Genomic DNA, 19,900 nt, shown 5'->3' on the forward strand with positions numbered 1-19,900 from the left:
TTATTCAAGCTCTTCGCTTAGATCGGATAATCTCAGTTTCAGAGAACGCATCCTGGCCATGATATCATCCAGTTTCTCTTTTTCCTTTTGAACGACCACTTCCGGCGCTTTCGAGGTAAACCCTGGGTTGCCGAGCTTGTCTTCCAGCCTTTTCTGTTCCTTGATCATATTTTCGATTTCCTTGCGGACCTTGGCCACTTCTTTGTCCAAATCAAGCAGCCCTTTCAGTGGTATATAAACGGTAACACCAGTAAGAACCGTACTGGCGGACTGCGGCGGCTTATTCTCCATCTGCTGTAAAATTGTGATGTTTTCCGCAACTGCAAGCTGCCGGATATCCGCAAGACCGCTTTGTAGAACCGAGAGCATATCTTTTTCGGGAGCTACGAGCAGGATATCTGCCCTGCGGCCCGGAGCGACACCCATCTCCGCCCGGATATTGCGCACTGCCCGGATAATATCCATCAGAACATTCATATCTTTTTCAACCTGCTCGTTGCGATATCCTTCAACCTGCGGCCAGGAGCTGAGCATAATCGTCTTTCCTTTGATGGGCAGATGCTGCCATATCTCCTCAGTTAAGAACGGCATAAACGGGTGAATCAGTCTCATTGTACCTTCCAGCACTTCAAAGAGAATGCGCTGGGCGGTCTGGCGTTCAGACTGGTTTTCTTTCATATAAAGTCGTTTTTTAGTCAGCTCGATGTACCAGTCACAATATTCATTCCAGATAAATTCATAGAGCAGTCTGCCGGCTTCCCCAAGGTCAAAACGCTCTAAAGCAGCCGTGACATTCTGAACCGTATCTTCATAGCGTGACAGGATCCATTTGTCTGCCAGGGTAAGCTCAGCAACGTACGGTCCGGCAGGCTGTTCCTTAGCTTCCGATTGATAGTCCTCCAGATTCATCAGCACAAAGCGGGAGGCATTCCAGATTTTATTCAAAAAGTTTCTGGTGGACTCTAATTTTTCAAAATGGAATCTCAGATCATTACCCGGGGTGTTGCCGGTGATCAGCATAAACCTCAGGGTGTCCGCGCCATATTGATTAATGACTTCGATCGGGTCGACACCGTTGCCAAGTGATTTACTCATCTTGCGCCCCTGCGGGTCAAGAATCAACCCGTGAATCATCACCTTGTGAAACGGAACATCTTCCCGGAATTCCAGTCCCATAAAAATCATCCGGGCTACCCAGAAGAAAATAATATCCCTGCCGGTAACCAGAACACTCGTCGGATAAAACTGTTTCAGTTCAGCGGTATTTTCGGGCCATCCCATGGTTGAGAATGGCCAGAGTGCTGAAGAAAACCACGTATCCAGAACATCGGGATCCTGCTGCAGGTGATGGCTTCCGCATTTCGGACATGCCGTCGGATCCTCTTTCACGCAAACTTCAGCTCCGCAATCCTGACAATACCAAACCGGAATACGATGACCCCACCAGAGCTGCCGCGATATACACCAATCCCGGATATTTTCCAGCCAGCCTGTATAGATCCTGGCAAAACGGTCGGGCACAAACTGTAGATCGCCATCCTGCACGACTTTAATCGCCGGTTCTGCCAAAGGTTGCATCTTCACAAACCACTGCCTGCTGACCCGGGGTTCAACCACTGTGGAACAGCGGTAACACTCCCCCACTGCATGGGTATGCGGTTCTATCTTAACCAAAAGGCCAAGCTCTTCCAGATCTTTGACAATTCGGCGGCGTGCTTCGTAACGATCCAGTCCCTGGTATTTGCCGCCATTTTCGTTGATGGTGGCATCGCTGTTCATGATATTAATCTGCTCCAGATTATGGCGGAGCCCCATCTCAAAGTCATTTGGGTCATGCGCAGGCGTAATTTTGACCGCGCCGGTGCCAAATTCCTTCTCGACATATTCATCGGTAATCACCGGAATCTCTCTTTTCACTAAAGGAAGGATCACATTCTTTCCTGCAAGATGCCGGTACCGTTCATCCTCAGGGTGAACGGCAACCGCCACGTCTCCGAGCATCGTTTCCGGACGGGTCGTCGCCACAACAACGCCTTCCCCGCCATCCGCTGCCGGATAACGGATATGCCACAGGTTTCCTTCCCGTTCATTATGCTCGACTTCAATATCCGAAATGGTCGTATGGCACTTGGAGCACCAGTTAACAATATAGTTCCCTCTATAAATCAGTCCTTTGTTGTAAAGGTTGACAAAGACTTCTCTTACAGCCTTGGAACATCCTTCGTCCATGGTAAACCGTTCCCGTGACCAATCACAGGAAGCACCTAGTTTGCGCAGCTGACGGGTAATTGTACCGCCATACTGTTCCTTCCAGGCCCAGACTCTTTCCAGGAATTTCTCTCTTCCAAGTTCGTGTCTGTTCGTTCCTTCTTTGGCCAGCTGTTCCTCAACTTTGGCCTGGGTGGCAATGCCCGCGTGGTCTGTCCCGGGAAGCCATAACGTATTATATCCCTGCATTCTTTTATAACGGGCCAGAATATCCTGCAGCGTGTTATCCATCGCGTGTCCGAGATGCAAAGACCCGGTTACGTTCGGCGGCGGCATCACAATGCTGAAAGGTTTCTGCTCCGGTTCAACTTTTGGCGTAAAAAATCCGTTCTGTTCCCAATACTGATACCATTTTTCCTCTACCTGGCCAGGATCATATATTTTGGCCATCTGTTGATCCTCACTCATAAAAAGGCTCCTTTCGAACCAAAAAAATCTTCCGGCCCAAAGGACGAAAGACTCACATAACATACTTCATACCGGAATAGTATACGATTGTACAGTTCCAGCCGGCAATGAATCGGGAAATCTTTCAGCCCCTCTGCCAATTCCACTCTAAATTCTATACTGCAATTCTATGCCGCCGCCAACAACAAAAGGTTTGGTGACAGCCAAGTTTCCTTTAGTATGTCAGAATGAATACTTACTTTCTGTTACATCTAAGTGCAGCTAATGCTGCCGACAACCACGGATGGCTTAGTGTCGTGATGCCGAGGATGGCAAGAAGCGACCGCCAAAGACTTGGCGCCGGCGAAGTTTTCTTTATTATACTGAGGCAGTAAAAAAAAGTCAAAAGGTTTTAAGTAAAGGATCCCATTCAAATTCGTATTAGCTGAAAGGTTTCCCAGGCAATGTTTGTTTAAAAACACAAATACGTGATATAATAATAATTAATGTGCCTCAGAACGGCTAATAAAAAATTGCTGAAATATGCTTAAACACCGGGGCGTTTGGGTTTAACCGTATTTTGGCTTGTTTTCTGCTTGTTTGACACAACACAAAATATGGAGGTAAAAGTTTTTGACAAAAGAGAACAAACTGCAAATTATTCCCCTCGGAGGTCTCGGGGAAATCGGCAAGAACATGACCGTCATCCGGTATAATAATAAAATTGTCCTGGTTGATGCGGGTCTGACATTTCCAAATGAAGACCTCTTAGGTATTGACATCGTGATTCCGGACTATACATATTTGGTTGAGAACCAGGCAATGGTTGCAGGGATACTCATTACCCATGGCCATGAAGATCATATTGGGGCTCTCCCTTATCTATTGAAGGATCTTAATGTCCCTGTTTATGGGACACGCCTTACAATTGGCCTGATTCAGTCCAAGCTGAAGGAAGCAAATATTACGAAAGCGACACTCAACGTCATTCATCCGAATGACACGGTCCGGCTCGGCGCTTTCCGGGTTGAATTCATCAACATCAGCCACAGTATTCCGGGCTCTGTCGGCCTGGCAATCCATACACCGATTGGCACCATTGTCCATACTGGAGACTTTAAGCTCGACCATACGCCTGTCAGCGGCGATGTCCTGGATATACACAAATTTACCGAATTAGGGGAACACGGCGTTCTGTGCCTGATGTCCGACAGCACGAATGTCGACCGTCCTGGCTTTACCATGTCCGAGCGGTCTGTCGGCCAAAATATTGATGAAGCCTTTTTCCACGCCGAAGGACGGATTATCTTTGCTAGTTTTGCTTCAAATATCAACAGGCTGCAGCAGGCGATTTCCGCTGCCGTCAAATGCCAACGCAAAGTTGCTGCGATCGGACGAAGCATGGTCAATGTCATTAATATTGCGATGGATCTGGGTTATCTTGATATACCGGAGGGAACCCTGATTGAGGTAGACAAGGCAATGGATTATCCCGGCAACCAGCTCTGCATCCTGACCACAGGCAGCCAGGGGGAACCGATGTCAGCCTTAAGCAGAATAGCCAGCGGCGACCACCGCCAGATCTCAATCAGTGAGAACGACACGGTCATTATTTCGGCCAGCGCGATTCCCGGTAATGAGAAAGCCATTTCCCGCAATATCGACCAACTGCTCAAACTCGGTGCGCATGTCATCTATGAGCAGATTTCAGGAATGCACGTTTCGGGGCATGCCAGCGAAGAAGAACTTAAACTAATGTTCAGCATGGTGAAACCGAAATACTTCCTTCCTGTGCATGGTGAGTACCGCATGCTTGTCAAGCACGCAGAACTCGCGCAGCAGGTCGGCATCCCTAAAGAAAATATCTTTATTGCCGAAAACGGCAGTGTTCTGGAATTTACGGACGAGGGCGCTAAAATGGCCGAAAGTATTCCAGCAGGCAGAGTTCTGATCGATGGTTTCGGGATTGGTGATGTCGGCAATATTGTACTGCGTGACCGTAAACAGTTATCGCAGGATGGAATATTGATTGCTGTTCTGACTGTCAGCCGTCCGACCGGTGCATTGGTTGCAGGACCTGATGTCGTGACCCGCGGGTTTATTTATGTGCGGGAGTCGGAAGAAATTATCAGCGAAGTCAGGTACCTGATCCGAGAGGCTATGCAGGAATGCCAGCAAAAGGGTATTAACCAATGGGCACCAATTAAAAACAAGGTAAAAGATATCGTTGGAAAACACCTCTATCAGAGAACCGGCAGACGTCCAATGATTCTGGTCATCATTCAAGAAGTAAACAGCGAAGCAATCAAGGACGCAAACAAGAAAGACACTGCCGCCAGAGAAGCAACCAACAAACCGCCCAACTACAAGGAAATGGCCGTAAAAGCGCGTCCGAAAAGAACAATGAAGCCTAAGATTCAAGCCCCGACATGATATTCCTTTTAAAATATTAAAAAATTTAGAAAACGAATAGATTTAACACATCAGACAATAAAAAGATTACCTGAGTCCGTTCAACGGACTCAGGTAATCTTTTTATCAGAAATTCTTTAAGCGGGACATTACTTCATGTTTAGTACGATGACCCCTGCCACAATCAATAAAGTCCCGCCGACCTTGGCGGCTGAAACCTGTTCCTGAAGAAAGAAAAAGGAAAGCAGCATCACCAGGATATAGCCCAGACTGACCATTGGATAAGCAATACTGAGTTCCAGTTTTCTCAGGACAAATATCCACATCAGCATGCTGAAAACAAAACAGCTTACAGCAAAGACCATCTTCAGGCTGATCATCGAATAAATAAGGTTCCAGATTCCGCTGGCCGGCCGAAGTTCCCCTGCCGCCAGCTTAAGAACAAACTGCCCGGTCGATCCCAAAGCAATGGAAATCAAGGCCAGCAAATAAATCATCCGTTTATCTCACCTTAGCCAGCAGCGCAAAGTAACCTCTGACTGTCTTTGACACCTGCATTTTGCTGGCCCCTTCTTTCTGTTGATAATGAAGAATAAGTGGTACCTCCCCGGCTTTAACCCCCATCCTGCTGAATTTAGCAGCGATCTCAGCCATGCAGTCAAATCCGTTGGTCGTAATCAGCTCTTTCCAGCGTTCCTGTGCCTTTCTGATTATTCTCACCCGGTATGCCCTGTAGCCAGATGAGTAGTCATTAAGGTTTCTGATGCGGAAAAACAATTTAAAGAAACACCTGGCACCCCGGCTGAATAACTTTCGCAAGGTTTTCAGCCCAATTTCATATCCTCCCGAAGTAAATCTGGAGGCCACAACCAAGTCAAGATCCCGACTGTTCAGCGTTTCAATCATGCTCTCGATCAGCAGGGGGCTGTGGGTATTGTCGGCATCCATGGTAACCAGGACATCGTCATCCTTCAGGTTTTCCAGCGCATAACGCAAAATTGTTTTGACGGCTTCTCCGAGGCCCTTGTTTCCGTGGTGCCTGACCAGCGTTACATAACCATGATCCTGGGCGTAAGTGCTTACAATTTTTGCAGTATTATCGCTGCTGCCGTCATCCACCAGCAGGACCTGAATATTATACCGGCTGACCTCTCGGTAGGATGCAATGCTGTTAAATAAATGAGTAATCCCGGCTGCTTCATTATAGGCGGGTAGGCCAATCAGAACCTTCATATCATTTGCCCCCTCCAGGCAGTATTGCCAAAAGATAAATGTACGTTTGCGGATAAGCAGTCACCGCTCACTTTAGTACATAAATCGGGTAACCCTGTACGACCTCGAGCTTCGGATATTCTCCTTCAATATAGCTCAATAGCTTCTCATCCTGATCCCCATATATTTTCCCCTGAATTGGCACAAAATATTTGGCTCCTCTTGCAATATAATCATCCAGTTCCTGAATAGGATCTTTGGGTGTTGCAGCATACAGCCTAAGATTGTACCGCCAGCCTCTTCTGTCCGTTAAGTCCAGCAGACACGGATCCAGAGAACCGACCACAAGGAGATCGTCCTGAACCGTCAGCTGCTTTACTACGTTTACTTGTTGCGCCATCACCGTGTTGATGGTGAACATCGGTTTAACCAGGTCATAACTTTCCTTCATTAAGAGCAGTACCAACACCACTCCTGCAATTTTTCCAACTGGACCCGAAGCCGCCCTGGCCAAAAGATTACCGGCCAGCAAACAGCACGGCACCATCAAAAATATCAGGTAATAAAATGCCCGGATCCCGCTTACAATCAAGATTGCCTCGAAAATCATCGTGATAAACCAGACCAAAAATACTTTTTGCTTTCCCCTCAAAAAAAATATTCCTGCAAGGCAAAGAAGCAGCCCGCTTATGCCAAGGGCCCTTGGCAAATTTACCGTGAAAAAGTCAAGTGCTTCCGGACTGTAAAAGGCGGTAACCGCCTGCTTAAAAATAATATTACGGGTAATGCCCAGCGTAAATTTATACTCCGCAGCGGTAGTACTGAAATAGTAATAGCAGGCTGGAAGCGCTGCCGTAATGAAGCTGTATATCCAAAAAACACGCATTTTCAGCCATTTCCGCCCATAATACTTAAAACAGAGATATATCATGGGGATTCCAATAAAAATCACAGGTGGTTTGGTCATGATTGCCAGAGCTAAAAAAAATGAGCTCAAAATAAGTAAACCGTATTTGCTTATCAGATCGCTATACCCGTGATCATTTACATCACCATTCCTATTATTTCCGTGATTTCCGTAATTTCCGTGATTCTGATGATCGCTTCTTTGATGCTCCCTGCAATTATTTTGCTTGATAATCCATCGGTTAAAATAGTAAAATCCTCCGATCCAGAACATCAGGGCTGCGGACTCCGGCATAATCGCCCGGGAATAATACAGATTAATCGGCAGGATCCCATAAATCAGAAGACTGTAAGCTGCTCCATTCCACCCCAGATACAGGCGTGCCAGCAGATACAGATACAGGGCTGAGATCAAAAAAAAAGCAATCGGAACAGCCCTTGCCAGAAAATAATGATAGCCGAATACTTTGTACAGGATCGCGATCAGATAGGTCGTAACTTGAATTTCCAACGCCGGAATATTTGGAAATGGCCCGTCGTAGTTCAAATTGGGATGAAACGGATGAAAGTCATAACCTGCGAAATTCCTGGCGATTGATGCTGTGTCAGCCTGCCGCCAGCTCTCCTCAATTTCAACAGGACCGACATTTATGTGATAGAGCCTGAGCAGAAGAATAAAAGTCAATAAGAAAAATAGGAGGATTTTTTCTCTTTTCGTCATCATTGTCACTGGCACCCCTGTTTTCAGCTATCCAATTGCTTTCATTTTTTACTCTGTCCGCCGCGGCATGCATCATTCGGCTTAGCTTTTCCTGTATATGGATTCCCTATACTAAAACTCCTTTCAATGAAGAAAAAGCCTCTTCCCTCTTGCTTGTTTGCCCTGAAACAATGCAAGTGGAAAAGAAGCTTGAATTGAAATCAACACTTTTGGATTGTATAGTTACCGTCGCCGAAGCTGCCTCTTGGTTTCGACTTCCCACCAGTTGAAAGCTTCTTCTTCCTCCGTGAGTTCCGGTTTTTTGCTGCACAGTTCGTAGATCCGAGCCCTTTCCGCATTTGGGTCTTCACCGTACCAACTGGCATTTCTTCGAATCTCAGTTGTGGATTTCCGGTCTTCCTCTAACGGCCATTTGGATCGCAGCAGACTGTTTGGATGCGATATACTGTTTAGCCGTTCATAAGAGACAGGCTCGGAACCAAGAAAACCTGTACCGAGTACCCCTGCCAGCAATCCAAGACCTATTCCCTCGGAAATGATTTTGACGGCGCCAAGGCTTTCAATCGGAAAATAAAGAGCCAAAAGCAGTATGCCAACCACAGCATATCCTCCGGCAGCCAGTCCTGCAGGAAGCAGCCGGCCGGAGTCTCTGCTGGCTCGAAAACCGGCTACCAGGCAACTCAGCAAAAGACCAAAATCCACAAGATAGGCGATGATCTTTTCATCAATTCCGGCCAGCGTTGTGACCAGTACAGCCAGGAGGGTCAGAACCGTGACGAGCAGACCTATGGTAATGCCTTTTAGAATGCTTGTTCCCATAAAAAATCACCCGGTTTCATATATTATCCTATTATAATATATTAAAACCGGGATAACCTTTATTCATAGTTTTGGGAACATTTGTCTATTTTTTTCTGTGATATCTTCCGCTCGGGATTAAATCGCTCTTAGGGAAAGGAATAAGAAGATCGCATAGAATACCCCGCCAATCATCAGGATTGCAGGATAGAGTGTTTTCGTTTTGACGATGATGAAATACTGAAGGGATGCGGAGGCTAGGGCAAGCAGCGCACTGACCAGGGCCAGCGGTTCCAGAACCCAGGAGGTCAGGGAAATGCCAATTGCCGGAATGACCGAGCTCTGGAAGACCATTGCTCCGGTGATATTTCCCATGGCCAATGTATCTTTACCACGACGCACCCAGAGAACACTGTTGAATTTCTCCGGCAGTTCAGTTGCAATTGGCGTAATGATAATTGCCAGGATGAACACTGAGATTCCGGCAGCCGTCGATACGGCCTGAACAGAATTAATGAATAGTTCCGCACCCACAATGATAATTGCAAGCGCAGCTATAATCTGAACGAATACGACAATCAGCTTAGGCTCCCCCCTGCGGGAAAAGTAGCACACAGGAAGTTCCTCTTCTAAATTCGCTTCACCATGGCTTGATTTGATTGTCCGGTAAACATAGGCACAATAAGCCCCCACAAGAACAATCACAATCAGCATTTTCAAAGAGTGTGTTGGTAAAAAGGAAGCAACGATTGCGAGTAAATAGACAATCAGAAAAAACTTCAGATCCCGCTCAATGACTTCCGGATGAATATACATCGGTCTGTTTGTTCTTCGGAAAATCAGTACAGCAATCCCTGTGACGAAAAAAGCAAGTGTTCCAAGCATAAACGGCGCTCCTAAAATTGCCCCTATGCCAATGTCGTGCCCGCTTGACCCACTGGCGGTCAGAATCGCGAGGATCGGAATCAATGTTTCCGGCAAAGCGGTTCCTACCGCAGCGAAGATACTGCCGACAGCCCCTTCACCCAAATTGAGTTTCCTGCCAAGCCACTCAATTCCGTTTGTAAACACTTCCGCCCCAAGCAGAATGACGCCTAAACTGACAACCAGCAAAATTATATCGATCATTTTTTTCTCTCCTGTTTAGCTCAATAAACTATTTTTCTTAAACTATTAATTCAAAGCTATTAATGTTATTATTTTCCATATAATTCTTAAATTATTCTATGTTTTATTTTCCATTACTCTTCAAAATCTATTGCTCTTCTCCATTGATTATTCTTCCGGATCACTCTCCGGACTTGTCTTCCGCATCAGGAAAGATAATATCATCCATGGCCTGATTTAGCTCCTGAAGGCCGGTAGCGTCCTCTGAAGAAAAAGGAATAATCGTCTTCCAGTCCGACATTTTGAAAGATTCCGCAATGATTTTGAGATATTTGGGTCGTTGTCCCCTCGCAATCTTATCTGCTTTTGTCGCTACCACCAGAACAGGTATGTTGTTGACCTTAAGCATTTCCATCATCAGCCTGTCTTCATCGGTCGGCTGATGGCGGATATCAACCAGCTGAATGACCCCTTTCAAATTCTCACGCAGACGAAAGTACGTCTGCATCATCTTCCCCCACTGCATTCGGGTCTCCTGAGGCACTTTTGCATAGCCATAACCCGGTAAATCAACAAGATACCATTCATCATTAATATTAAAAAAATTGATCATCTGCGTTTTGCCGGGCGTTTTGCCGACCTTGGCCAGTGCCTTTCGATTGACAAGCTTATTGATCAAAGAAGACTTTCCTACATTGGAACGGCCTGAGACAGCCAGCTCCGGCCTTATTCCCTCAGGATACTGCTGCGGCTTCACTGCCGAAATCATAAATTCAGCTTTACGAAAAATCACACTATCACCTCAACGGAACATCGTGAGTACAATATGCCAACTATGTTATGTCCCAACTATGTTCCTTAAACATCAACAGCTAATATTGTACTCCAAAATCGGGATTAATCCAAGGGAGACAAATACATCGGGAGACCAACTAAGGAGTTAGAAAACGAAGGAAAACACAGAGGGACGTTTTCTTTGTTTCCTCTGAAACAAGATACTAAAACGCCCCTCTGTCTCCCGTCTGCCAGTATATAAGACTGAAACCTGTTTAGCAGCAGATTATTTGAGCTGCTTACAGCGGCCTGCTTTCAGGCTGCGTAAAATCCGTGTTGTAGACCGGCAGCTGCGGCAGGAATTCTTGTGATTTAGATACCGGAAGAAGGGCTATATCCAGAACTTCCTCCATTCGTTTGACAAAACGGAATTCCAGTTCTTTCCTGATTTCTTCCGGAATTTCTTCCAGGTCCTTCAGGTTCTTTTCAGGAAGAATAATCGTTTTGATCCCCGCCCTGTGTGCGGCCAGCACCTTTTCCTTCAGTCCGCCAATCGGCAGCACATTGCCGCGTAGAGTGATCTCTCCGGTCATCGCGACATCCTGCCGGACAGCTCTGGAAGAAAGCGCCGAAGCCATTGCCGTCGCCATCGTGATGCCGGCGGACGGTCCGTCCTTCGGTACAGCTCCCTCCGGCACATGAATGTGCAAATCAAGCTGATCGTAAAAATCCTTGCTAATCCCCAAGCTTTCAGCCTGGGAACGGACAAATGTCAATCCTGCCTGCGCCGATTCTTTCATCACATCGCCGAGTTTTCCAGTCAGCGTCAGTCTTCCTTTGCCTGCCAGAGGCGTAGCTTCAATGGTCAGTACATCTCCTCCGACTTCAGTATAAGCCAGACCGACAGCAGCGCCGATCTCCGGTTCGAAGCCCACTGTTCGGTAAAAATAGCGGGGAGCTCCGAGTAGGGTTTCAATATCTTCCGGTGTCAGTGTCCGCGGCTTCCATTCCTTTTTCACAACACGGACCGCTACTTTACGCAACACATTAGCAATTTCGCGTTCCAAATTCCTGACTCCGGATTCCCTGGTATAGCCCCGGACAATCTTCAGGACGCAGGCGCTATCCAGCCGGACAACAATCTCTTTCAACCCGTGCACTTTCATCTGTTTCGGTATGAGGTGCCGAACCGCAATATTGACTTTTTCATCTTCGGTATAGCCGCTTAAATGAATGACTTCCATCCTGTCCAGAAGCGGACGCGGAATATTTTCGATATAGTTGGCTGTCATGATAAACAGCACTTTGGAAAGATCAAATGGAACCTCCAGATAGTGATCCGCATAGGAATGATTCTGCTCCGGATCAAGCACTTCAAGCATGGCAGAAGCAGGATCCCCGCGAAAGTCTGAAGACATTTTATCAATTTCATCAAATAGGAAGACCGGATTTTTCGTTTCCGCCTTGCGTATCCCCTGAATCACCCTGCCGGGTAATGCGCCGATATACGTCCGACGGTGACCCCTGATCTCCGCCTCATCGCGAACGCCGCCCAGGGACATTCTGACGAACTTGCGGTCCAGAGACCTCGCAATGGATTTTGCGAGTGAGGTTTTACCTACTCCGGGCGGTCCGATAAAGCAAAGTATCGGGCTGCGCATATTTGGCGTGAGTTTACGGATAGAAAGATACTCCAGGATCCGCTCCTTGACTTTCTCCAGACCATAGTGGTCTTCTTCCAATATTTTTTCAGCCTTATGCATATCCCCTTTGTCCCTGCTCGCCTTATTCCAGGGAAGCGCGATGATCCAGTCAATATACGTCCGGACAACGGTTCCTTCAGCGGAAGATGCAGCCATTTTTTCGAGGCGGTCCAGTTCTTTCAAGGCCTTTTCCCTGGCCTCATCCGTCAGATTCGCCTTTTCGATCTTCTCTTTATATTCTTCAATTTCAGCCTGTTTTTCATCCTTGTCGCCCAGTTCTTTCTGGATCGCTTTAATCTGCTCCCGCAGGTAATATTCTTTCTGGGCCTTTTCCATCTGCTTTCGTACCCTGAGCCCAATGCGTCTTTCCAGCTCAAGAATCTCGATTTCACGCATGATCAGTTCGGTGAGCTTTTCCAGGCGTTCGCTTACATCAATCGCGCCAAGAACCGCCTGTTTATCTTCTATCTTTAAATTCAAGTGGGAAGCCACCAAATCAGCCATCCGACCGGGCTCTTTTACAGCAAGCACCGATCCAATCGCTTCGGGGGATACTTTTTTGCCGAGACGCGCATATTCTTCAAACTGGTGGGTCAGACTTCTGGTCATATTCTCCAGTTCTGGGCTCATACGCTCATTACCGGGGAATCTTTCTACCTGCGCTTTAAAGAAAGGATCTTCCGCCAAAAATTCCTTGACCTCGGCACGGCAGATCCCCTCGACAAGAACGCGCATTGTCCCGCCGGGAAGTCTCAAAAGCTGTTTTATATCGACAATTGTGCCTACTGTATACAGATCATCAATCGTCGGGCTGTCTATTTCCATTTCCTTTTGCGATAGTAGAAGAATCTGGCGATCCAAGAGCATTGCTTCCTCAATGGCTGCCATGGATCTTTCCCTGCCAACATCAAGATGAATCACCATATAGGGAAAGACAAGGATTCCTCTAAGCGGAAGGATCGGTATCTCTCTTTCTTGCATAATTTATCTCCCCTCAAAAGACTTGTCAGTGCTATATTTTAACACGGCTTACCTTGTTCATGCAAATTGCCTGATGGAATTTTTATCCTTTTCAGCACTTTATTCAGCGATACCTCCTTTTCCGACAAATCCACTTCGACCATGTCGGTGGTCGGCAGAACAGGTTGCAGTACTGCATTCAATATCTCATCGAGCGTTTCCACCGGAATGATCTGGATGTCCTTTTCCCAGTGAGCAAACCTGGCCTGCCAGTTTTCCTGCGGAATAAATACTTTTTTACACCCTGACTGGACGGCTGCCTCAATTTTGGCACTGATCCCGCCAACCGGTTTTACTCTGCCCCGAATCGATAACTCCCCGGTCATAGCTGCGGTATTGTCTACCTTGCATTTCTTAATTGCTGAATACACTGCGGTCGCCATTGCCGTCCCTGCCGACGGACCATCCATTGGAACTCCCCCGGGGAAATTGACATGGATATCGTAATGACGCGGTTCAATCCTATGCTCCCGGCAAAGCACCGTCAGAACATTTTCCAGCGAGGAGCGCGCCATACTTTTCCGGCGCGTTTTTTTACCCTCATAACCTGATTCTTCCTCTTCAACAATTCCGGTTACATAGAGCTCTCCCTTACGGTTCCTGACCGGGTAGGCTGTGACCTCGATTTCCAGGAGCATGCCAAGGTTTGCTCCGTAGATTGCTAGGCCGTTGACCAATCCTATCTGGGGGAAAGGCGGAATTTTTTTCTCCGGCCTTGGCGTGTATTGTCCGGTCGTAACCACCCACTCAATGTTCTCCTCATCGATACAGCAATGGCCTTCATTTTGAACGACTCCGGCTGCCAGCTGCACGATATTGACAGCTTCTCTGCCGTTCGTGGCGTATTTTTTAAGAACTTCCAATGCTCTGTCTGTGATCTCTATATCAATTTTTTCGGCGGCATTTTTGGCGATGACTGCAATTTCCTCCGGCTGAAGCGCCCTGAAGAAGATTTCCATACAGCGTGAGCGTACTGCCGCTGGTATTTCCTCCGGTCTTCTGGTCGTCGCACCAATCATTCTAAAATCTGCCGGCAAGCCGTTTTGGAAAATATCGTGGATGTGCTCAGGGACATTGCTGTCCTCAGAGCTGTAGTACGAGCTTTCCAGAATAACCTTGCGGTCCTCCATCACTTTAAGCAGTTTATTAATTTGGATAGTGTGAAGTTCACCAATTTCATCAATAAAAAGAATCCCACCGTGGGCTTTGGTGACTGCACCCATCTTCGGCTGCGGTATTCCCGCCATCCCCATGGCGCCAGCTCCCTGATAAATCGGATCATGGACAGAACCAATCAGCGGGTCAGCGATCCCTCTCTCATCGAATCTGGCCGTCGTACCGTCAATTTCAATAAATTTTGCCTCACTTTTAAACGGTGAGAGCGAATTTTTCATAGCTTCTTGAAGGACAAGCCTGGCTGCGGCTGTTTTGCCGACGCCCGGAGGCCCGTACAGCAGGACATGCTGGGGATTCGGCCCGCACAAAGCAGCCCGAAGTGCTTTCACGCCTTCTTTTTGTCCAATGATCTCCGCAAAGACTTCCGGTCTGGTCTTTTCCGACAGCGGGATCGTCAAAGATATTTTACGCATTCTTTGCAGCTTTTCTTTTTGTTTTACGGACTCCTTCTCCACAGCAGATCTCGTCGAGTACTGCTGCCTTAACATCGTCCAGAAATAAATCCCGACAACCAATACAAAAGCCAGCTGAATCATCGCCAGTAGTGACCCGAACCCTAAACCTTCCATTCCTGTACCTCCTGCTCAAGACTCTCTATGTAGTATTTACCAGATCAGAAGATTCAAAACATATTGCCAAAATCACCCGCAGAACCAGTTGCATTAATTATATTAAAGTGATATCATAATCATATCAATTAAATGTATGATCCAGTTGTTTGATCCAGTTCGATCAGACTGGATTTTTCTCCAAGAAAGGATGATAAACTATGATCGAAAAAAAAGTATGGAAAATTAACGGGTTCTTAGGCATTCTCATTTTTTTAGCCCTTTTAGCTGCAACAGTATTTAATGTTATCGCCTCAGTCAAAGAAACAGGATTCACGAATATCGTACTGGCAGCCATTCTGCTTCTTCTGGCACTGATTGTGTCAACCGGCATCCAGGTTGTCCAGCCAAATCAAGCCAAAGTACTGACATTCTTCGGCAGCTATATTGGCAGCATTCGCGAACCTGGCATCTGGATGACGGTTCCGTTCGTTGCAGCAAAAAAGATTTCTCTAAAAGTCCGCAACTTCAACAGTGAGCGTTTGAAAGTCAATGATGTCGACGGCAATCCGATTGAAATTGCTGCGGTTGTCGTAATCAAAGTGGTTGACTCTGCTAAAGCTGTATTTGATGTGGACAATTATGAGCAGTTTGTAGAAATCCAAAGTGAGACAGCATTGCGCCATGTTGCAACCAAATATCCTTATGACAATTATGAAGAAGGTGACGTTTCCTTAAGGGGCAACACCGAGGAAGTAGCCGAAGAAATTGCGAAGGAACTTCAGGAGCGCCTTACACTTGCCGGCGTGGAAGTAATTGAAGCCCGCCTGACCCACCTGGCCTATGCCACCGAGATTGCGAGCGCCATGCTTCAGAGGCAACAGGCCAACGCAATCCTGGCCGCCCGTCAGAAAATTGTGGAAGGTGCTGTCGGAATGGCCCAGATGGCCATTCAGCAGTTGGAAAACAGCGGGACAATCGAACTTGACGACGAACGCAAGATGGCAATGATCAACAACCTACTTGTCGCAATTGTCTCCGACCGTTCAGCCCAGCCAGTACTCAATACCGGCACCCTGTATTAAAAAGCATTGGCAGGAGCAGGATAATGGCAGACAAGAAGAACTTTCCGCTGCGTATCGATCCAAAGCTATTCAGCATTATTGAAGAATGGGCGTCCGACGAATTTCGGAGCGTCAACGCTCACATTGAATATCTCCTGCGGGAAAGCGTCCGAAAAGCCGGAAGGATTCCTAAAAAAAATTCAGATTGACAAAAAGGGCCTTCTATGCAATATTGTTAGCGTAGGGAAATGAGAAATGAATGATTAATCCCAGGTGCCTCAGGATGAGGATAATAGGGAAGACCGGGAAACCGGCGCGGACCCACCACTGTATGCGGAGACGAATTCCGAATGCCACTGGATATGATCTGGGAAGGCCGGGAGGAGAATGACCCGTAAGCCAGGAGACCTGCCTAGGATTGGGAAGATGATGTAATGGTAAGAACACTTCCTTCAATGATTAAATGACTTAGAATGGGAAAGTCTCTTAGAATATAAGAGACTTTTGTTTTGTTTTATTTAAAAAGAATCGAAACAAAGGAGAAATGATTATGAAGAAGAAACCAATTGCACTGCTGTTGATTCTGCCCCTGGTGCTTACCCTGGCCCTTGGACTGGCCACAGGCTGTTCAACGCAAAATGAGCAGGCCTTGAAGGGAAAAACGTTTACAGACACGATGGGCAGACAGATCACCCTTGACGCGTACCCCCAGAAAATTATTTCTTTGGCCCCTGCTATTACTGAAATACTTTTTGCCATTGGCCTTGATCAGGAAATTATCGGTGTAACCGATTACTGTGATTATCCCGAGCAAGCGTTGACTAAAGAAAAAATGGGCGGATTTAAGAACCCGAATCTGGAAACGATTGTCGCTGCCGAGCCTGATATGGTCTTTATTGCAGCCGGCGTGCAGGAAGATGTCATCAAGAAGCTTGAAGAGCTGAAGGTGACGGTTGTTGTACTCGATGCCGATACGATCGATCAGGTTATCAGCAATATCGAATTGGCTGGTTCTTTGACTGGTAAGGAAGCAGAAGCCAAGAAAGTCACTGCAGATATGAGAACCAGAATGACAAATATAACCTCCAAACTCAAAGACATCGCCAAACCAACTGTATTTGTGGAAATTTGGGACGATCCTCTGATGTCGGCCGGTTCAACCAGTTTTGTCAATAACCTTATCGAAGTTGCCGGAGGCGTCAATATTGCTGCCGGCAATACTGAAAAATTTTATAATTACAGCATGGAAAGTCTGCTCCAAGCCGATCCGGATTATTACATCATCAATACTCATGCCCATACCCCAGCTGATATCCAAAACAGAACCGGCTATGAAGTCTTAAGTGCGGTGAAAGACAACAAGGTATATGCTGTCGACGACAACCTGATCAGCCGCTCAGGCCCAAGAGTCATTGACGGTCTGGAGCAAATCGCAAAAATTATTCATCCTGAAATTTTTGGAAATTAATGGTGCTATTGATCATGGATGTTTTAAAAAACCGGAAAAGTTGGAAGTACCTGCTGATCTGCTTCACCTTGTTTTTGATTGCTGTGGGCATTTTTTGCACAACGGTTGGCTCAGCAGATATTTCGTTTAAAGAGAGCGCCGGAATTATCATGAGCAAAGTACCTTTATTGAATCACTGGTTTCATGCTGAAGACTATCCCCATGTCCATCAAACGATTATCTGGTCTCTGCGTGTTCCGAGAATCATTCTGGCAGCTTTGGTTGGCGGAGCTCTGGGCGTCATCGGAGGTACCCTGCAGGGTTTTTTCAAAAACCCGATGGCCGATCCTTACGTAATGGGTGTATCCTCCGGAGCAGGTTTGGGTGCGACGATCGCCATCATTACCGGAGCAGGCGGTTTCCTGGGCATGATCGAAATTCCTGTTTTCAGTTTTATCGGTGCTTTTCTGACAACCTGGATCGTCTACTCCCTAGCCAAAGTCGGGAAAAAAGTCGTTGTCACGACACTTCTGCTGGCAGGGGTCGCACTCAGTGCGTTTCTGTCAGCAGTCATGTCTTTTCTGATGGTTTTGAATACGGATGATATCGATAAAATTTATCTATGGCTCATGGGCAGTTTTGCCAACAAGAGCTGGGAGCATATCCAACTTGCCGCGCCGTTTATCATTATTGGCGTGATTGTCTTATTCACTTTAGCGAAGGAAATGAATGCAATGGTATTCGGCGACAGTGCCGCCCAGCATCTTGGCATCAATCTTGGGAAACTGCAAATCATTCTGCTGATGGCCACCTCCCTGACAACAGCGGGAGCCGTGGCATCCTGCGGCTCCATTGGTTTTGTCGGACTAATCGTTCCACATATTGTCAGGATTATGGTCGGTCCGGATCACCGGGTCCTGCTTCCACTCTCCTTTCTTGTGGGCGGGACCTTTTTGGTGATTACCGATACGATTGCCAGGACATGCCTGGGCTCACAGGAAATCCCTGTTGGTGTCATCACTGCGCTTTTTGGTGGACCCTTCTTCATCTATCTGCTGAAGAAAAAGAAAGAGAGAGTAATATAAGTGGATTCTTTAATCATTGCCAGCAACCTTACATTCGCCTATGGCAGTAAAAATATTCTGGAAGACTTAAGCCTGGAAATCAGCAAGGGCAGCTTTGTATCCATCATCGGCCCCAACGGGTCCGGCAAGTCTACCCTGCTGAAAAATATTACCGCAGAAATTACTCCCCAGAAGGGGGCCGTCCTGCTCGATGATCAGGATATTTTTAAGATTAAGAAAAAAGATCTTGCCAAAACGATTGCAGTCGTCCCCCAGGATACCGGAGGGGATTTTGCTTTTTCTGTCATGGAGACGGTACTGATGGGCAGAATGCCTCATCAAAAGCGATTTGAGGGCGATTCTGAAAAGGATGTGGAGATTGCTCAATGGGCGATGGAGCTGACAAACGTCTGGCACCTGAAGGACCGCTCTGTGAACGAACTAAGCGGAGGCGAGCGGCAAAGAGTCATTGTGGCCAGAGCCTTAACTCAGGAACCCAAAGTCCTGCTGCTCGATGAACCCACCTCTCATTTAGATATCCAGCACCAATATGAATTGCTGGAACTTCTGGATCGTTTGAATAAAACCAAAAGCCTGACCGTAATCGCTGTTTTGCACGATCTTAACCTTGCTGCCCAGTTCAGCCATAAAATCATTCTTCTCGATAAAGGCAGAATTGTGGCTTATGGCAGTCCTGTTGAAGTGCTGACAGCCCAGAAGATCCGGGACAGCTACCATATCGAAGTTGCGATTACGACGAATGAAATCACCGGACGCTTTAATATTATTCCGTTAAGTAAAAAGAAGGACCGGAGTGAGGCTGCCAGGGATGTACGTATCCATTTACTCTGCGGCGGCGGAAGCGGTGTCTATCTGATGGAACAATTGGTTCAGGCCGGTTATCAGGTGAGCTGCGGCGTCCTGAACATTGGAGATTCGGACTGGAAAAAAGCCAAAGAGCTCGGCATTGCCGTTTCCGAAGAAGCTCCTTTTTCCCCCATCTCCGCCGAAGCCTTTAACATGAACGAAGAGCTTCTAAATGAAGCAGACCTGATCATTGTTTTGTCTGTCCCTTTCGGGTACGGGAACATCGTCAATTTAGAACAGGTTTCCGTGGCCTTACACCTTAAAAACAAAAAAGTAATGATTGTGGAAACTGAATCAGAACAGTGGGATTACACAGGAGATTTTACCGGTGGCAAAGCTGACAGCCTTCTTGCCGGCATGATGCAGCACGGCGCAGAGAAGTTCGGCAGTATCCGGGAACTATTAGGTAGGATCGGAGGAAAATGA

16 protein-coding genes and 1 riboswitch are annotated in these 19,900 nt (G+C 46.9%); of the genes, 7 read left to right on the forward strand and 9 right to left on the reverse strand.

What is annotated here, in order from left to right:
* Window positions 1-2,676, reverse strand: a complete 2,676-nt coding sequence (locus DEHRE_RS12175; protein WP_025206125.1) for a valine--tRNA ligase — start codon at window positions 2,674-2,676, stop codon at window positions 1-3.
* 227 nt (window positions 2,677-2,903) lie between these two features.
* Here DEHRE_RS12175 and DEHRE_RS14860 point away from each other — a divergent pair, with 227 nt between their 5' ends.
* Window positions 2,904-3,050 (forward strand): hypothetical protein, encoded by a 147-nt coding sequence (locus DEHRE_RS14860; RefSeq protein ID WP_158407253.1) that lies wholly within the window; start codon window positions 2,904-2,906, stop codon window positions 3,048-3,050.
* Window positions 3,051-3,288: 238 nt separating this feature from the next.
* The gene (locus DEHRE_RS12180; protein ID WP_025206126.1) at window positions 3,289-5,088 is read left to right on the forward strand and encodes a ribonuclease J; all 1,800 of its coding nucleotides are present in this window, start codon (window positions 3,289-3,291) and stop codon (window positions 5,086-5,088) included.
* A gap of 128 nt (window positions 5,089-5,216) precedes the next feature.
* On the opposite strand, the gene DEHRE_RS12185 is transcribed toward DEHRE_RS12180, so the two are convergent.
* From DEHRE_RS12185 to lonB, 8 genes are all read right to left on the reverse strand, one after another.
* A complete protein-coding gene (locus tag DEHRE_RS12185) occupies window positions 5,217-5,564 on the reverse strand; it encodes an EamA family transporter (RefSeq protein ID WP_019224778.1) in 348 nt (115 codons plus the stop codon).
* Window positions 5,565-5,568: 4 nt separating this feature from the next.
* Complete coding sequence (locus DEHRE_RS12190) at window positions 5,569-6,300, reverse strand: glycosyltransferase family 2 protein (RefSeq protein ID WP_019224777.1); 732 nt, start codon at window positions 6,298-6,300, stop codon at window positions 5,569-5,571.
* A gap of 67 nt (window positions 6,301-6,367) precedes the next feature.
* Window positions 6,368-7,909, reverse strand: a complete 1,542-nt coding sequence (locus DEHRE_RS12195) for an ArnT family glycosyltransferase (RefSeq protein ID WP_025206127.1) — start codon at window positions 7,907-7,909, stop codon at window positions 6,368-6,370.
* Window positions 7,910-8,128: 219 nt separating this feature from the next.
* The gene (locus DEHRE_RS12200; RefSeq protein WP_025206128.1) at window positions 8,129-8,725 is read right to left on the reverse strand and encodes a hypothetical protein; all 597 of its coding nucleotides are present in this window, start codon (window positions 8,723-8,725) and stop codon (window positions 8,129-8,131) included.
* Between the two features lie 117 nt (window positions 8,726-8,842).
* Window positions 8,843-9,832 (reverse strand): sodium:calcium antiporter, encoded by a 990-nt coding sequence (locus DEHRE_RS12205; RefSeq protein ID WP_019224774.1) that lies wholly within the window; start codon window positions 9,830-9,832, stop codon window positions 8,843-8,845.
* Window positions 9,833-9,992: 160 nt separating this feature from the next.
* Window positions 9,993-10,604 (reverse strand): ribosome biogenesis GTP-binding protein YihA/YsxC, encoded by a 612-nt coding sequence (yihA, locus tag DEHRE_RS12210; RefSeq protein WP_025206129.1) that lies wholly within the window; start codon window positions 10,602-10,604, stop codon window positions 9,993-9,995.
* 280 nt (window positions 10,605-10,884) lie between these two features.
* Window positions 10,885-13,269 carry an endopeptidase La gene (lon, locus tag DEHRE_RS12215; RefSeq protein ID WP_038603376.1) on the reverse strand — a complete coding sequence of 795 codons (2,385 nt, stop codon included), beginning with the start codon at window positions 13,267-13,269 and terminating at the stop codon, window positions 10,885-10,887.
* A gap of 38 nt (window positions 13,270-13,307) precedes the next feature.
* Window positions 13,308-15,053: an ATP-dependent protease LonB gene (lonB, locus tag DEHRE_RS12220; RefSeq protein WP_025206131.1), complete on the reverse strand. Its 1,746-nt coding sequence runs from the start codon at window positions 15,051-15,053 to the stop codon at window positions 13,308-13,310.
* Between the two features lie 200 nt (window positions 15,054-15,253).
* Between lonB and DEHRE_RS12225 the strand changes: the two genes are divergently transcribed.
* From DEHRE_RS12225 to DEHRE_RS12245, 5 genes are all read left to right on the forward strand, one after another.
* The gene (locus DEHRE_RS12225) at window positions 15,254-16,117 is read left to right on the forward strand and encodes an SPFH domain-containing protein (RefSeq protein WP_019224770.1); all 864 of its coding nucleotides are present in this window, start codon (window positions 15,254-15,256) and stop codon (window positions 16,115-16,117) included.
* A 23-nt stretch (window positions 16,118-16,140) separates the two neighbouring features.
* Window positions 16,141-16,305: a type II toxin-antitoxin system antitoxin gene (locus DEHRE_RS14510; protein WP_019224769.1), complete on the forward strand. Its 165-nt coding sequence runs from the start codon at window positions 16,141-16,143 to the stop codon at window positions 16,303-16,305.
* A gap of 45 nt (window positions 16,306-16,350) precedes the next feature.
* Window positions 16,351-16,526, forward strand: a riboswitch (cobalamin riboswitch).
* A 120-nt stretch (window positions 16,527-16,646) separates the two neighbouring features.
* Window positions 16,647-17,564, forward strand: a complete 918-nt coding sequence (locus tag DEHRE_RS12235; protein ID WP_025206132.1) for an ABC transporter substrate-binding protein — start codon at window positions 16,647-16,649, stop codon at window positions 17,562-17,564.
* A gap of 14 nt (window positions 17,565-17,578) precedes the next feature.
* On the forward strand, window positions 17,579-18,628 hold the full coding sequence (locus DEHRE_RS12240) for a FecCD family ABC transporter permease (protein WP_019224767.1): 1,050 nt from the start codon (window positions 17,579-17,581) through the stop codon (window positions 18,626-18,628).
* A complete protein-coding gene (locus tag DEHRE_RS12245; RefSeq protein WP_025206133.1) occupies window positions 18,629-19,900 on the forward strand; it encodes a heme ABC transporter ATP-binding protein in 1,272 nt (423 codons plus the stop codon).

The sequence above is a fragment of the Dehalobacter restrictus DSM 9455 genome (assembly GCF_000512895.1).
In the GTDB taxonomy this organism is placed as follows: domain Bacteria; phylum Bacillota; class Desulfitobacteriia; order Desulfitobacteriales; family Syntrophobotulaceae; genus Dehalobacter; species Dehalobacter restrictus.

Excerpts from the sequence above, each read along its gene's own strand:
- DEHRE_RS12175 (WP_025206125.1), bottom strand. The coding sequence starts at position 2,676 with ATGAGTGAGGATCAACAGATGGCCAAAATATATGATCCTGGCCAGGTA.
- DEHRE_RS14860 (WP_158407253.1), top strand. The coding sequence starts at position 2,904 with ATGAATACTTACTTTCTGTTACATCTAAGTGCAGCTAATGCTGCCGAC.
- DEHRE_RS12185 (WP_019224778.1), bottom strand. The coding sequence starts at position 5,564 with ATGATTTATTTGCTGGCCTTGATTTCCATTGCTTTGGGATCGACCGGG.
- DEHRE_RS12190 (WP_019224777.1), bottom strand. The coding sequence starts at position 6,300 with ATGAAGGTTCTGATTGGCCTACCCGCCTATAATGAAGCAGCCGGGATT.
- DEHRE_RS12195 (WP_025206127.1), bottom strand. The coding sequence starts at position 7,909 with ATGATGACGAAAAGAGAAAAAATCCTCCTATTTTTCTTATTGACTTTT.
- DEHRE_RS12200 (WP_025206128.1), bottom strand. The coding sequence starts at position 8,725 with ATGGGAACAAGCATTCTAAAAGGCATTACCATAGGTCTGCTCGTCACG.
- DEHRE_RS12205 (WP_019224774.1), bottom strand. The coding sequence starts at position 9,832 with ATGATCGATATAATTTTGCTGGTTGTCAGTTTAGGCGTCATTCTGCTT.
- lon (WP_038603376.1), bottom strand. The coding sequence starts at position 13,269 with ATGCAAGAAAGAGAGATACCGATCCTTCCGCTTAGAGGAATCCTTGTC.
- lonB (WP_025206131.1), bottom strand. The coding sequence starts at position 15,053 with ATGGAAGGTTTAGGGTTCGGGTCACTACTGGCGATGATTCAGCTGGCT.
- DEHRE_RS12225 (WP_019224770.1), top strand. The coding sequence starts at position 15,254 with ATGATCGAAAAAAAAGTATGGAAAATTAACGGGTTCTTAGGCATTCTC.
- DEHRE_RS14510 (WP_019224769.1), top strand. The coding sequence starts at position 16,141 with ATGGCAGACAAGAAGAACTTTCCGCTGCGTATCGATCCAAAGCTATTC.
- DEHRE_RS12235 (WP_025206132.1), top strand. The coding sequence starts at position 16,647 with ATGAAGAAGAAACCAATTGCACTGCTGTTGATTCTGCCCCTGGTGCTT.
- DEHRE_RS12240 (WP_019224767.1), top strand. The coding sequence starts at position 17,579 with ATGGATGTTTTAAAAAACCGGAAAAGTTGGAAGTACCTGCTGATCTGC.